This is a genomic window from Mycolicibacterium sediminis, from assembly GCF_010731735.1.
Taxonomy (GTDB): Bacteria; Actinomycetota; Actinomycetes; order Mycobacteriales; family Mycobacteriaceae; genus Mycobacterium; species Mycobacterium sediminis.
Genome location: NZ_AP022588.1, coordinates 1,478,462 through 1,491,189, shown reverse-complemented (window position 1 = coordinate 1,491,189; position 12,728 = coordinate 1,478,462). Strand labels below are relative to the sequence as shown.

Annotated in this window: 16 protein-coding genes; 6 read left to right on the top strand and 10 right to left on the bottom strand. The window is 70.3% G+C overall.

Features of this window, described 5'->3' with window-relative positions; genetic code table 11:
• Positions 1-27: 27 nt before the first annotated feature.
• Positions 28-426, bottom strand: coding sequence for an SRPBCC family protein (locus G6N64_RS07260; RefSeq protein WP_409370743.1), 399 nt, complete (start codon positions 424-426; stop codon positions 28-30).
• 128 nt (positions 427-554) lie between these two features.
• Between G6N64_RS07260 and G6N64_RS07255 the strand changes: the two genes are divergently transcribed.
• Complete coding sequence (locus G6N64_RS07255; protein WP_163796264.1) at positions 555-1,037, top strand: sigma factor-like helix-turn-helix DNA-binding protein; 483 nt, start codon at positions 555-557, stop codon at positions 1,035-1,037.
• Positions 1,038-1,060: 23 nt separating this feature from the next.
• Here the strand turns inward: G6N64_RS07255 and G6N64_RS07250 are convergent, their stop codons facing one another.
• From G6N64_RS07250 to G6N64_RS07215, 8 genes are all read right to left on the bottom strand, one after another.
• The gene (locus G6N64_RS07250; protein ID WP_163801496.1) at positions 1,061-1,690 is read right to left on the bottom strand and encodes an O-methyltransferase; all 630 of its coding nucleotides are present in this window, start codon (positions 1,688-1,690) and stop codon (positions 1,061-1,063) included.
• 43 nt (positions 1,691-1,733) lie between these two features.
• Complete coding sequence (locus tag G6N64_RS07245; RefSeq protein WP_163796263.1) at positions 1,734-3,011, bottom strand: MFS transporter; 1,278 nt, start codon at positions 3,009-3,011, stop codon at positions 1,734-1,736.
• A complete protein-coding gene (locus G6N64_RS07240; protein WP_163794983.1) occupies positions 3,008-3,457 on the bottom strand; it encodes a hypothetical protein in 450 nt (149 codons plus the stop codon). Before G6N64_RS07240 ends, G6N64_RS07245 begins: the two co-directional genes overlap by 4 nt.
• A 91-nt stretch (positions 3,458-3,548) precedes the next feature.
• On the bottom strand, positions 3,549-4,040 hold the full coding sequence (locus G6N64_RS07235; protein ID WP_163796262.1) for a TIGR04338 family metallohydrolase: 492 nt from the start codon (positions 4,038-4,040) through the stop codon (positions 3,549-3,551).
• A 9-nt stretch (positions 4,041-4,049) separates the two neighbouring features.
• On the bottom strand, positions 4,050-4,799 hold the full coding sequence (locus tag G6N64_RS07230; protein ID WP_163796261.1) for a DUF2786 domain-containing protein: 750 nt from the start codon (positions 4,797-4,799) through the stop codon (positions 4,050-4,052).
• On the bottom strand, positions 4,796-5,071 hold the full coding sequence (locus tag G6N64_RS07225) for a hypothetical protein (protein WP_163796260.1): 276 nt from the start codon (positions 5,069-5,071) through the stop codon (positions 4,796-4,798). Before G6N64_RS07225 ends, G6N64_RS07230 begins: the two co-directional genes overlap by 4 nt.
• A 30-nt stretch (positions 5,072-5,101) precedes the next feature.
• Complete coding sequence (locus G6N64_RS07220) at positions 5,102-6,151, bottom strand: alpha/beta hydrolase family protein (protein ID WP_163796259.1); 1,050 nt, start codon at positions 6,149-6,151, stop codon at positions 5,102-5,104.
• Positions 6,148-6,999 carry an alpha/beta hydrolase gene (locus G6N64_RS07215; protein ID WP_163796258.1) on the bottom strand — a complete coding sequence of 284 codons (852 nt, stop codon included), beginning with the start codon at positions 6,997-6,999 and terminating at the stop codon, positions 6,148-6,150. Before G6N64_RS07215 ends, G6N64_RS07220 begins: the two co-directional genes overlap by 4 nt.
• Positions 7,000-7,081: 82 nt before the next feature.
• Between G6N64_RS07215 and G6N64_RS07210 the strand changes: the two genes are divergently transcribed.
• Both G6N64_RS07210 and G6N64_RS07205 read left to right on the top strand, forming a co-directional pair.
• Complete coding sequence (locus G6N64_RS07210; RefSeq protein ID WP_174266771.1) at positions 7,082-8,089, top strand: sigma-70 family RNA polymerase sigma factor; 1,008 nt, start codon at positions 7,082-7,084, stop codon at positions 8,087-8,089.
• Between the two features lie 5 nt (positions 8,090-8,094).
• Positions 8,095-8,802: a class I SAM-dependent methyltransferase gene (locus G6N64_RS07205; protein WP_163796256.1), complete on the top strand. Its 708-nt coding sequence runs from the start codon at positions 8,095-8,097 to the stop codon at positions 8,800-8,802.
• 68 nt (positions 8,803-8,870) lie between these two features.
• Here the strand turns inward: G6N64_RS07205 and G6N64_RS07200 are convergent, their stop codons facing one another.
• The gene (locus G6N64_RS07200; RefSeq protein WP_163796255.1) at positions 8,871-9,323 is read right to left on the bottom strand and encodes a MarR family winged helix-turn-helix transcriptional regulator; all 453 of its coding nucleotides are present in this window, start codon (positions 9,321-9,323) and stop codon (positions 8,871-8,873) included.
• 73 nt (positions 9,324-9,396) lie between these two features.
• On the opposite strand from G6N64_RS07200, the gene G6N64_RS07195 reads away from it, so the two are divergent.
• The 3 genes from G6N64_RS07195 (at position 9,397) to G6N64_RS07185 (ending at position 12,687) form a co-directional block, all read left to right on the top strand.
• Positions 9,397-10,161 carry a pirin family protein gene (locus G6N64_RS07195; RefSeq protein WP_163796254.1) on the top strand — a complete coding sequence of 255 codons (765 nt, stop codon included), beginning with the start codon at positions 9,397-9,399 and terminating at the stop codon, positions 10,159-10,161.
• On the top strand, positions 10,139-11,467 hold the full coding sequence (locus G6N64_RS07190; protein ID WP_163796253.1) for a PQQ-dependent sugar dehydrogenase: 1,329 nt from the start codon (positions 10,139-10,141) through the stop codon (positions 11,465-11,467). Before G6N64_RS07195 ends, G6N64_RS07190 begins: the two co-directional genes overlap by 23 nt.
• 137 nt (positions 11,468-11,604) lie before the next feature.
• On the top strand, positions 11,605-12,687 hold the full coding sequence (locus G6N64_RS07185) for a phosphodiester glycosidase family protein (protein ID WP_163796252.1): 1,083 nt from the start codon (positions 11,605-11,607) through the stop codon (positions 12,685-12,687).
• Positions 12,688-12,728: the final 41 nt, after the last annotated feature.

Here is a 12,728-nt window from a genome sequence, read left to right as displayed (position 1 = left end):
TAGCGTGACGGTAATCAACGTTCGGCGCTATCCCGCGGTCGCCATCGCATCGATGCGGGACAGCGCGTTCGCGAGGACCGGGAGGTAGGCCGGCGCCCACAGTGGCGCGGTCATCCAAGCGCGGCACCCGTCGCCCTCGGGATCGACGCCGTGCTTGGTCGCGGGCACGCCGGCTACCCGCCAACTCCACGACCGGCCCGGGACGAACCCGTCGATCGTGAACTTCAGCGGCACGCCCACCGGCGTCCACACCAGGCCGGTCGAGCCCAGCGTCAGGAGATCGCCCTCGTCGAGTTGCGCCGCGCTGACGGTCGCACCCCACTTCGGCCACGCCTCGAGGTCGGTCATGATGTCCCACACGGTCTGGGAAGGTGCGGCGATGACGCGATCGACCGCAATGTTCGTGCCCTTGAGTGAGATGCCCACCGCACGACCATGCCCGAGGCCGGCCATCGGCAAACGTCGGCCAGGTTTTCGCGCGGACGCCGCCGGGTAAAGACCGGTAGCCGTGCGCGAGCGCGGATGCACGTCACGCTGAGAGAACGGCTACGCCGATGAACGCGAACCTGACTTCACTGCTCGAGGGCATCGCCCGGGGCAACTCCGCGGATCTCCTCAGGTTCTACGACCGCACGTCGGCGCGCGTCTTCGGAGTCATCGGCAACCTGGTTCCCGATCCCGCCCGGCGCGAGGCGCTCATGGAACGCATCTACCTCGAGGTGTGGAACACGGCGGGCGGCTTCGACCCCGACGTCTTCTCCCCCGGCGCCTGGCTGATCACGCTGGCACACCGGATGGCCGTGGCCGACGCCCGCGGCGACGCCACAGTCGACGCACGCGGGACGGATGGTGCACCCGTCATGGACTCGCTGTCCGGCGTGCAACGCAAGTGCGTCGAACTCACCTACTACCGCGGCATGACCGTCGCACAGGCCTCCGAGCACCTCGGGATGACCGAGCAGGCGACGTCCGGTGCGCTGTCCGAGGCCGTCGGGTCCATGACGCCCGCTGCCGACGAATTCCTCTCCGCCGGCTGATCTTCCGCGCTAGGACACCAGCGCTAGGACACCAACGCGATAGCGAACCCGTCCCAGCCCTTGGTGCCCACCGTCTGGATCGCGGCGGTGTCGAGGCGCGGATGCTCGCCCATCATGGCGAACATGTCGCGGACCGCACGCGCCTGACGGTCGTCGGGCGAGGGGTCCAGCACCCGGCCCATCCGCGCGATGTTGTCGACGACGATCACCGCGCCGGGATCGGCGAGCGTGACCGCGTACTCGACGTACGCCGAGTTGTTCTCCTTGTCGGCGTCGATGAAGAAGAAGTCGAAGCGATCGCCGCGGGTGACCAGCCGGGGCAGGGTGTCGAGTGCCGCGCCGACGACGATCTCCACGCGCTCGCCGACGTCGGCCCGGTCGAGGTTGCGGCGCGCCACGTCGGCGTGGGCCTGGTCGTACTCGAGCGTGACGACCCGGCCGCCCGGTCCGACACCCCGCGCCAGCGCGATCGTGCTGTAGCCGCCGAGCGTGCCGATCTCCAGCACGCGCTCGGCGCGCGACATGGTGGCGAGCAGCGTCAGCAGCTTCGCGTGTTGCGCGGACACCTCGATGCGGGGCATGCCCGCGGCGTCGGTCGCCTCCCGCGCCGCGGAGAGCGCATCGTCCTCGGTGCGCAGCAGGCGGCCGAACATGGCGTCGAGGGCGATCGGATCCGGCTCGTTCACCTGGCCCACGTTAACCGGCGGCCGACTCCTTGGCGGGCAGGAACTCTTCGCCCGAGGATTCCTTGGTCTCCGGCATCAGGGTGGCGTAGAGGATCAGCCCGACGACCGCGATGCCGGCCAGGGTCCAGAACGCCACGTTGTAGCCGAGGGTCACGATGATCGCGCCGGCCATGCCCGCGCTCAGCGCGCCGCCGAGGCCCTGCGTCGTCGCCACGGCGCCCTGTGCCACGTTGAACCGGCCCGTGCCGCGGGTCAGATCGGCGATGACGACGGGGAACAGCGCACCGAAGATGCCTGCGCCGATGCCGTCGAGCGCCTGCACGACGAGCAGCCACACCCCGTTGTCGGACACCGTGTAGAGGACGCCACGCACGGCCAGCACGACGAACGCGGTCAGGAAGATCGGCTTTCGACCCCAGACGTCTGCCTTGCGGCCGACGACGATCGCCACCGGGATCATCACCAGCTGGGCGGCGAGCACGCACAGCGCGACCAGCGACGTGGCGCTGTCCTTTCCGACCACCCTGGTCAGGAGCTGGCTCACCGACGTCAGCATCGCCGCGTTCGACAGGTGGAACGTGAACGCGATCACCGCGAAGATCAGCAGCGAACGATTCGTCAACAGCGCGCGGAAGCCGCTCGCCCCGCTGCCGCCCTCGTCCGGCGCCGAGTCGGTGAGCCCACGGGCCTGTCGCTCGTCGATCTCCTCGGCGCGGATCTTCATCGTCGACGCCACGCTGCACAGCGCCAGGACGCCCATCATCCAGAACACGACCACCGGGCCGAAGAAGTACGCCAGCCCTGCCGCGATACCTGCGGAGGCGGCGTTCCCGGCATGGTTGAACGCCTCGTTGCGACCGATCCGCGGCGAGAACATCTTGGGTCCCACCAGGCCGAGCGTGATCGCCGAGATCGCCGGTGCCACGGCCGCACCTGCGATCGACGCGATCGATTGCGTGGCCGTCACGAGTGCAAAGCCGCTGACGAACGGCAGCACCAGGCAGCTCACGGTGACCGCCGACGCCGCCACCACGACCACCAGGCGACGGCGCACCACCCGGTCGACGAGGGCGCCGAGGGGCGTCTGGAAGAGCAGTCCGACGATCCCGGCCGTGGTGATGACACCGCCGACGGTCGCCTCGTTCCACCCGTGCTCCGGGCCGCGAACGGCCAGCAGGTAGATCGCCAGGTACGGCCCGAGTCCGTCGCGCACGTCGGCCAGGAAGAAGTTCAGTGCGTCGAGGGCGCGCAGCGACTGCGTCGACGGGGACGCCACGGGCGCGCTCACGTCGCGTCCATCGTGGTCCGCAGCGTCTCGAAGGCGCCGCGGCCCCTCGCGAACGTCGCCGCGTCACCGCCTTGATCCGGGTGGTGCCGGGCCGCGTACTCACGCCACGCCCGCTTGAGCGTCGACGTGGTCAGCGGCTGGCGGAGTCCGAGGATCTCGAGCGGATCGGTTGGCGCCGCGGGCAATTCGGGCAGGCCCATGGATGGTCCCGACGGCGTCGAGGCCTTCTTCGCGCCCTTCGCCGGCGGCGACTTCTTGGCGGCCTTCTTCGCCGCCTTCTTGGCGGCCTTCGCGGGGGTCTTCTTCGCCGCCTTCTTGGCCGGCGCCGTCACCGCCTTCTTGGCCGGCGCCTTCTTCGCGACCTTCTTGACGGCCTTCTTGGTGGCCTTCTTGGCGGGTGCCCGCGTGGCGGGTCCGTCGTCGGGCCGCTTGGCCAGTGCTCCCATGGCGTCTGTCTATCCCGCCAACCTGTGAGCAGCCCCTCCCACCGCCCGACGTCATCAACTCGTCAGCGATTGTCAGCGACGGCCAGATTCCCTAGCGCACACCTTCCTTCGCGTAGACGACGCGCAGCACGTAGGCCACCTCCGGGCCCATCACGGCGTCGGCCAGTTCGCAGAACGTCGAGGTGAACTCCGGACCGTGTGCCGGTTCGGTCTGACTCAGGTGGTGGGCGACCTCGTGCAGCACGACGAGTTCGCGCAGTGCCCACGTGGTGCTCCGGTCGGGCACGGCGATGGTGGCGTCGCCTCCCGCCCGCTCGTAGTGCGCGGCGGTGCGCCCGCGTCTACTGCGCACCGCGAGCGGGCCCGCCTCGGGCCACGACCGCCGGACCGCGGGCAGAGCGAGCACGTCGTCGACGTAGCGCCGCACCGACTCCACGGAGGCGAAGCGTGCTTCCGGCGGCAGCGTGATCGACGTGCCGAAGAAGTCGAGGGTGGCGGTGCCGCGCGCCGCGGCCCGGTCGAACAGGGTGCGCACGAACTCCTCCGCCGCGTAGACCCGGGATCGCTGCGCGTCGCGAACCACGGCGGCCGGTCAGTGCTCCAGCGCCGAGCGGGCACCGGAGAACTCCGTGCTCGGCCCCAACCGCGCGCGCTGCCCGGCCCGGTCGCCCGCGCGTCTGGCCGCCGACGAGTACCCCGCCGACGCGTTGGTCGCACGCCACGTTCCGCGGGCCTTGGAGGCCTGCCTGTAGAACGACTTCAACTCGATGTCCTTGTTGCGCAACGCGATCTCGGTGCCTGCGCGCTCCTCGGCGTCGACCCGGGCCTGCCGCGTCGCGTCGTCGCGGGCCTCCGACAGGCGCTGCCCGATGCGGGCCCCGAAGGCGAGGTGAAAGTTCAGCCGGGCGGTGATGGTCGGCGTCGGCCGGTGTTGGCCCGTCGCGATGTAAGCGTCGGCGGCCTTGACCATCTGCACCACCAGGCTGGCGTACAGCGCGTGGGTGGCATCGATGTCCTCGGCGAACCCGTAGGCGTAGACGAACGTCGAGTTGGAGGCCACGTCGCACTTCACGTCGTTGGCCATGGCGATCGCCACGAACAGCTGCACGTAGGTGCGCAGTCCCTTCGACCCCGCGTTGCCGATGGTGACGGTGCGCTGCACCGGCGCCTGAGCGGCGGTACGGGTCGCCGAGTGTGCCCGCGCCACTGCCAGATCGATCGACGTGGTGGTCGCCAGCCGCTGCGCGGCCGTCATGAAGGCTTCCGCCTCGTGCGGGTTCTCGGTGTTCTCGGCCTGCCGCAGTAGCGCGGCGATGCGGGCGAGCATCTTGTCGTCGGTCATGGGCGGATCCGCTTCGCTGATCGGTGAGACGTCATGAGGCCGACGGTAGGGAGCCGGTACGACTCGACGGCGAGTCGCCGGGCCGGTACTGCGCCGTCCATCCCCAGAGCGGTGGTCGTCCACAGGTGCCATTCCGCCGAGAGCACCGCGCCGTTGCGTGTCGGTACTCCGGTGTAGCCGACCGGCACCTGCCCGAACGCGTAGACCTCGAGCCCTTGCGCCGCAGGCACTTCCGGGCAATCCGGACCCCTGGCGACGATGGTTCGCGTCATGCGGGCAGTCTAGTCGTCGTCATTGCCGGCCTACTTGGTGACGAACCCGTTCAGCGCCGTGATCAGCTGCGGCGACAGCGGGGCCTGCTTGGCATAGTTCGCGACGTTGTCACTCGGGTCGTCGCGCAGGACGTGGCTGACGCCCTTGAGTTCGACGACGGTCAGAGCGGTCTGGGCCAAGGAGTCGAACAGCGGCTTCTCCCCCACGCAGTTGGCTTGCGCGTCGGCGTCCGAACAGGTCACCAGCACCGGCGTCCCCGCCGGAATCTTGGCTGCGAGCGCCTGGGGGTCGATCGCGTCCGCCTCGACGACGGCCTTGACGTTGGCGGGGTTGAGGATTGCGCCGAGACCCTCCGGCAGGGTCGCGGGCGCCGTGCCCTTCGTACGGGCCTCGGTCACGGCGGCCGCCCACGAGCCGAGCACCTGATCGCCCTGCTGGCGGGTCTTGGCTCCCGACGCCACCGCCGAGTCGACGTCGGCGCGCACCCGCCCGGTGATGATGTCGAGGTAGCGGCCCGACAGCGGCTGGAATAGCGCCAGCGAGTGCACCTTCAGCGCGTCCGGCGAGTCGTCGGTGGCCAGTGCCATCGCGTGCACCGTGCCCTCACCCAACGCGTACAACGAGATTCGCGACTTGTCGGTGCGGGCCTGCCCGGCGAGGTAGCGCGCGGCCGACTTGGCCCCCGCCGTGTAGACCGCGCTTCCGACGTCGGCCGGGTTCTTGGCGTACGGGCCCAGACCCGTCTTGCCAGTGCCTACCTTGTCGTAGCGCAGGCTGGCGATTCCCTTGTCGGACAGGTACTCCGCGATTTGACGCATGTTTCCGACCGGTCCCGCCACCGCGTTGTCGCCGTTGCGGTCGGTGTTGCCGCTCTCCGAGATGAGCAGCGCCGCAGGCCCGGGTGCAGAATCGTCGCGATGCCGGTAGGTGCCGTACAGGGTGAGCCCGTCGGTGACGAACGTGACGTCCTCGTCGACCCACCCCCCGCCGCCGGTGGACTGCTGCTCGGCCTTCGACGAACACCCGACGAGCACGAACAGCATCAGCAGCGCCGCCAGCAGCCGGCCGGGCGACCTCACAGGTGGACCTCGATCCACGACACGACGTCGTCGAGCACCAGTTCTCGTTCCGGCTCGTTGAACACTTCGTGGTACAGCTCGGGATACACCTTGAGGTTGGCGTCGAGCGGTCCGACGCACTCCAGCAGGCGCCTGCTTCCGGCGACGGGGATCAGCTTGTCGTCCTCGCCGTGCACCACCAGCAGCGGCGAGGTCAACGCGGCCGCCCGTCGCGGCATCGATTCGCCCACGCCGATCAGTGCCTTCGCGATGCCCGCGGGCAGCTTGCCGTGGTGGACCATCGGGTCGGCCTCGTACGCGGCGACGACGGCGGGGTCCCGCGACACGGCGTCGGCGGGCAGATCCTCGACCGGCAGTCCGGGCAGGATGCTGCCCACCACCTTCGCCACCCCGATCATGAACGACGACACCGCGTCCTGGGCGTAGACCGCCGGGCCGGACAGGACCATCGCCGCGTAGTCGTCGGGATGCTCGACGCCGTAGGTGAACACCACCCCGCCACCCATGCTGTGGCCGAGGACGACGCGCTTCAGCCCGGGGTACTCGGCGGCCGCGATGCCGACGAGCTGGTCGAAGTCGTCGGTGTACTCCGAGATGTTCTTCAGGTAGACGCGCTTGCCGCCGGACCTGCCGTGGCCCCGCTGGTCCAGGGCGTAGGTGACGAGGCCGGCCCTGGCGAAGCGCTCGGCGACGTGGTCGTAGCGGCGCGCGTGCTCGGCGTACCCGTGGCACAGCACCACCACCCCCCGCGGTTGGCCCTCGCCCGGGGTCGGGGTCCACACGTCGTAGACGATGTTCAGGTTCCCGTGGCGGCTCGTGAAGCTGCGTTCCTCGCGGGTTGTGGGCATCAGGCGAGACTAACGGTCGGGTCGTGGGGCCGTCGGCGTCGTCGGCGGGCCTTCGTCGGTGCCGGTGGGTAGGCTCGCAACCGTGAGCGTCCTCACCGAGGTTCCCGTGATCCCGGAGTCGTTCGACTCCAAAGACGCGTTCCTGGCCGATGCCCAGAGGTACCGGCGGGAACTGCTCGCGCACTGCTACCGGATGACCGGTTCGCTGCACGACGCCGAGGACCTGGTGCAGGACACCTACCTGCGGGCATGGAAGTCCTACGACAACTTCGAGGGACGCTCCTCGGTGCGGACGTGGCTCTACCGCATCGCCACCAACACGTGCCTCACCTCGCTCGACGGCCGCAAGCGACGGCCGCTGCCCACCGGGCTCGGAGCGCCCGCCTCCGATCCGACGTCTGACATCGCCGAGCACCACGAGATCACCTGGCTCGAACCACTTCCCGACGCACCGCGCGAGGATCCGTCGGACCCCTCGGTGATCGCCGAATCCCGCGAGTCCGTGCGCCTGGCGTTCGTCGCCGCACTGCAGCACCTGTCGGCCCGGCAGCGAGCCGTCCTGGTGCTGCGCGAGGTGCTGCAGTGGAAGGCAGCGGAGGTCGGTGAGGCCATCGGCGCCTCGACCGCCGCCGTCAACAGCCTCCTGCAGCGGGCGCGCGCGCAACTCGACGCCGTGCAGCCGACCCAGGACGACGACATCGCCGCGCCGGACTCCCCCGAGGCGCAGGACCGGCTGGCCCGGTACGTCGAGGCCTTCGAGACCTACGACATGGACAAGCTCGTCGACATGTTCACCGCGGACGCCATCTTCGAGATGCCCCCGTTCGACGGGTGGTACCAGGGCCCCGAGGACATCGTCACGCTGTCGAAGACGCACTGCCCCGCCGAGGGACCGGGCGACATGCGCTTCCTGACGACGACGGCGAACGGTCAGCCCGCCGCCGCCCTCTACATGCTGAATCGCGAGTCCGGCCGGCACGAGGAGTTCCAGCTGCACGTGCTGGCGGTCCGCGCCGACGGCGTCTCGCACGTGGTGGCGTTCCACGCGGACGGCCTGTTCGAGAAGTTCGGCCTGCCCGTCGCGCTGTAGCTCCCATGCCAGATCGCGTGGGGCCGGATCCGCAGTACGACGTGTTCGCCGACGAGTTCCTCGAGCACGGGCGCGACGGCCTCTACAACGCGCACTACGACCGCCCCGCGTGTCTGGACCTCCTCGGCGGCGTCGCGGGGAAGACGGTTCTCGACGCCGCCTGCGGTCCCGGCCTCTACGCGGCGGAGCTGGTCGACCGCGGAGCGTCGGTGCTCGGCTTCGACCTCAGCCCGCGCATGGTCGAACTGAGTCGGCGGCGGGTGCCCGCGGGGTCGTTCCGGGTGCACGACCTGGCCGCCCCGCTGGACTGGCTGCCCGCCGAGTCGGTCGACCTCGTGCTGTTCGCGCTGGCGCTCGAGTACGTCGACGACCGGGTGCGTGCGCTCGCCGAGCTGCGACGGGTCCTGCGCCCGGGCGGTGCGCTGGTCCTCTCCCGCCTGCACCCGACCGGCGACTGGCTCCGGCACGGCGGCAACTACTTCGAGGCCCGGGTCATCGAGGAGGTGTGGAGCCGGGGCTGGCACGTCCGCTACTGGCTGTCTCCGCTGGAGCAGACCTGCGCGGAACTGCGCGAGGCGGGCTTCCTCATCGAGCGCCTGGTCGAGCCGCGGCCCCAACCCGAGGCCGCGGCGATCAACGCCGACGCGTATCGACGCCTGACGAGCGAGCCGACCGGGTTCCTGGCGATCAGGGCGATCCCGGACCCCCGCTAGCCCGCCGCGAGTGGCCAGTTACGGCGCGGTTCAAGCCAGCAGACGCGCTGTAAGTGGTGACTCGCGGGCTATTGCACCTCCCCCAGCCGGCCGAGCACCGCCGTCGTCCAGCGGTCGACGGCCCGCAGCTCGGCGGGGGTCACGCCCTCGAAGACGATCTCGCGCACAAGTTCGGCGTGGCCGGGCGCGGCGGTCTCCAGCGCCCGCCTGCCCGCGGGGGTGAGGTCGACGGTGGCCACGCGGCGATCGTCCGAGGACCCGTCCCGCCGCAGCAGGCCGCGCGTGCGCATCCGCGTCAGCTGGTGGGACAGCCGGCTCTGCTCCCAGCCCAGGCGGTCGCCGAGTTCGGAGATGCGGCAGCCCGCCCGCTCGTCGAGCGCCACCAGCACCTCGTATTCGGCCAGGGACAGACCGCAGTCCCGCTGCAGCTGACGGTTCATCGCCGCCTGCAGCCGACCGGTCATCGACAGGTAGTTCCGCCACACCCGCTGTTCGTCCTCGCTGAGCCACACGGAATACATGACACATCATTCATGTTGTCGTGTCCAGTGCCGGCACCTAGGCTGGCGAAGAACTCCCGAGGAGTGATCGACCATGACCACGAACGAAATCGTCGACGTCCGGCGTGCCGCGGATCGCGGCGCCACGAAGATCTCCTGGCTCGACTCGAAGCACTCGTTCTCCTTCGGCGGCAACTACGACCCGGCCAACACCCACCACGGGCTGCTCCTGGTGAACAACGACGACGTCGTCACGCCGGGCTCGGGTTTCGACACCCACCCGCACCGCGACATGGAGATCGTGACCTGGGTGCTGCGCGGCTCGCTGGTGCACCAGGACTCGACGGGCCACTCGGGCGTCATCTATCCCGGCCTGGCGCAACGCATGTCCGCCGGCCGCGGCATCCTGCACTCGGAGAAGAACGACTCCTGGACCCTCACCGGCGACCCGTCGCATCTTGAGCCTGTGCACTTCGTCCAGATGTGGGTCGTGCCCGACGAGTCCGGCATCACGCCCGGCTACCAGCAGCTCGAGATCGACGACGACCTGCTCCGCGGACGGTTGACCACCGTCGCGTCGGGTATGCCCGAACACGCCGACGACACGGCGATCACCATTCGCAACAAGTACGCCGCGTTGAAGGTGGCCCGCCTGGAGCCGGGCGACTCCGTCGAGTTGCCCGACGCGCCGTACCTCCACCTGTTCGTGCCTCGCGGCGACGTCACGCTGGAGGGTGCGGGCCGACTGTCCGAAGGCGACGCGGTCCGGTTCACCGCGTCCGGTGGCCAACGGGTCACCGCCACCGAACCGTCCGAGATCCTGGTGTGGGAGATGCATGCGAGTTTGGCAGCGGCGTAGCAGGGAGGCCGCGGCGTTCGCGGCCGTAGCCATGGTGGTGGCGTCGTGTTCGTCGGCGCCGCCACCGACCGCCGAGTCGAGCCAGCCGAGCGCGCCCGCCGGCACGACTGCCGCGCCCGCCTCGGCGGGGCTCGAGGAGGTCGACGTCCAGGTGCCCGACGACCTCGGCGCGGCACCGTTCGACGCGCCGCGAAAGGCGAAGGTGCCCAAGGGGTGGTCGCTGTCGGTGTGGGCCCGGACGTCCAAGCCGCGACTGCTGGCCTGGGCCCCCGACGGCAACCTGCTCGTGTCGGTGCCGAGCGCGGGACAGGTCCTGCGGTTCGAGCCCACCGGCGCGGGCCCGCTCGAGAACACCCTCCTCACCGGCCTCGACCAGCCGCACGGTCTGACGTTCGCCGGGCCCACCCTGTACGTCGCCGAGAGCGACCAGATCGACGCCTACGACTACGCCGGCGGCGCCGCGACCGCGCAGCGGACCATTGCCCCCGGCCTGCCCGACGCCAAGAGCCCCGACCTGCGTGGCGCGTACTCGCACGCGCTGAAGAGCGTCGCCGTCGGCCCCGACGGCGCGGTGTACTTCTCGATCGGATCCACCGGCAACGTCTCCGTCGAGGACCGCACGGCGACCCCGCCGCGGGCCACCATCATGCGCATCCCGCCGGGTGGAGGTCCGGCCGAGCCGTTCGCCACGGGCGTCCGCAACGGGACCGGACTCGCCGTCGCCCCCGACGGCTCGGTGTGGACCGCGGTCAACAACCGCGACAACATCGCCGTCCCCGATCCCGGTCCGGACTACGGCAGGGTGGTGCCCGATTACGTCGACGATCACCCGCGGGAGTCCCTCGCCAAGCTCGTGCCGGGACGCGAACTCGGCTGGCCGTACTGCAATCCCGACGGCGGGCCGGCCGACCTGCCGTTCGTCCGGGACGTCCAGACCAACGCCGATGGGCAGTTCCTGGACTGTGCGTCGCTGCCTCCCGTCGAGCAGAGCTTCGGCGCGCACTCCGCGCCCCTGGGCCTGAGCTTCACCAACGGCGGCCTCCCCGCCCCCTACGACCGGGGCGCGCTGGTCGGCGTGCACGGGTCGTGGAACCGGCAGAACCCGCAGGAGCCTGACGTGTCGTTCTTCCCGTGGCAGGACGGCGGCCTGGGTGACCAGCAGACACTCGTCGGCGGCTTCCAGTCCGAGGACGGCTCCCGATGGGGACGTCCAGTGAGTGCCGTGGCCGGTCCGGACGGCGGTGCCATCTACGTCAGTGACGACTACGCCGACGCCATCTACCGCTTGGCACCCCCGGCCGGCTGAGCCCGCGCCAGCAAAGCACAACGGCTCGACGCAACCGCTCCGATGCGGGTCCGTGATGCGCCTGTGACCAAAGTTGACAGTGCGTCACCTGTGGTTATTGTGATCACAACCTGTGTGCACTTCTGGAGGGACCGCCGGTGCCGAACCCAACCGCAAACTTCCGGCGCCTACTCGCCCATCTGACGACCGTCGCCCTGTGCGCGACGCTGGCGTCGATCGGCGGCGCGCCCGTCGCCCACGCGGCGGATGCCCGTGAGTTGCTCGCGTCGGCGATCGCCGGCACCAAGGGCTCCTACCTGGTCTACAACTTCGGCGGCGGCAATCCGGCGCCGATGATGAACGCCGCCGGCGACTGGTACGACCTGACCAGCGGCGGCCACCTCATGATCATCAAGAACGCGTCCCAGCGCCTCACCCCCAAACTCCTCGTCGACTCCCACCGCGGCTATCAGTCGCGGTGCGAACGGGATCCGCGCGCCCGCACGGGCGAGGGACTGCTGCAGGCGTCCGAGACGTTCACCCCGCTCCAGGCCTGGCAGGCACTCGGCAAGCCGACGATCGCGATCAATGCCAACTTCTTCGACGTGCGCGGCCAGACCGGTGGGTCCTGGAAGTCGACCGGATGCAGTTCCCCGCTCGGCGCCTACGTCGACAACACCGCGAGCGGGGGCCGCGCCAACGCGGCGGTCACCGGCACCATCGCCTACGCGGGCAAGCAGGGACTCTCCGGTGGCAACGAGACGTGGACCGCGCTCAGCACGATGATCCTGCCCGTCGGCGGGGCGCCGTTCGTCGTGACGCCGAAGTCGACCGACGACTACGACGCCGCCACCCCCGTGATCACCGACCTGATGGACAAGGGCACCAGGTTCGTCGCCGTCGCCGGACTGGGCCTGCTCGCCCCCGGCGACAGCTCGCAGATGAACGACGGCGGCCCGAGCGCGGCACGCACGGCCCTCGCCTACTCCCGCACCAAGGACGAGATGTACGTGTTCCAGGGCGGCAGCTATACGCCCGATCAGATCCAGGACCTGTTCCGCGGTCTCGGTAGCGACACCGCCATCCTGCTCGACGGCGGCGGCTCGTCGGCGATCGTGCTGCGCCGCGACACCGGCGGGATGTGGGCCGGCGCAGGCGTTCCCAAGGGATCCTGCGACACCTATCAGGTGCTCTGCGACTCGCGCGAGCGAGCGCTGCCCAGCTGGCTGGCGTTCACCTGACCGCGACCGGCACCACCCTCCGTCGACGGCGCGATGCCGCA

Bases quoted from the DNA above. Each gene is read 5' to 3' on its own strand.
- G6N64_RS07240 (WP_163794983.1), bottom strand. From the start codon at position 3,457: ATGGGAGCACTGGCCAAGCGGCCCGACGACGGACCCGCCACGCGGGCA.
- G6N64_RS07230 (WP_163796261.1), bottom strand. From the start codon at position 4,799: ATGACCGACGACAAGATGCTCGCCCGCATCGCCGCGCTACTGCGGCAG.
- G6N64_RS07205 (WP_163796256.1), top strand. From the start codon at position 8,095: ATGCCAGATCGCGTGGGGCCGGATCCGCAGTACGACGTGTTCGCCGAC.
- G6N64_RS07250 (WP_163801496.1), bottom strand. From the start codon at position 1,690: ATGTTCGGCCGCCTGCTGCGCACCGAGGACGATGCGCTCTCCGCGGCG.
- G6N64_RS07190 (WP_163796253.1), top strand. From the start codon at position 10,139: ATGCGAGTTTGGCAGCGGCGTAGCAGGGAGGCCGCGGCGTTCGCGGCC.
- G6N64_RS07255 (WP_163796264.1), top strand. From the start codon at position 555: ATGAACGCGAACCTGACTTCACTGCTCGAGGGCATCGCCCGGGGCAAC.
- G6N64_RS07195 (WP_163796254.1), top strand. From the start codon at position 9,397: ATGACCACGAACGAAATCGTCGACGTCCGGCGTGCCGCGGATCGCGGC.
- G6N64_RS07215 (WP_163796258.1), bottom strand. From the start codon at position 6,999: ATGCCCACAACCCGCGAGGAACGCAGCTTCACGAGCCGCCACGGGAAC.
- G6N64_RS07225 (WP_163796260.1), bottom strand. From the start codon at position 5,071: ATGACGCGAACCATCGTCGCCAGGGGTCCGGATTGCCCGGAAGTGCCT.
- G6N64_RS07200 (WP_163796255.1), bottom strand. From the start codon at position 9,323: ATGTATTCCGTGTGGCTCAGCGAGGACGAACAGCGGGTGTGGCGGAAC.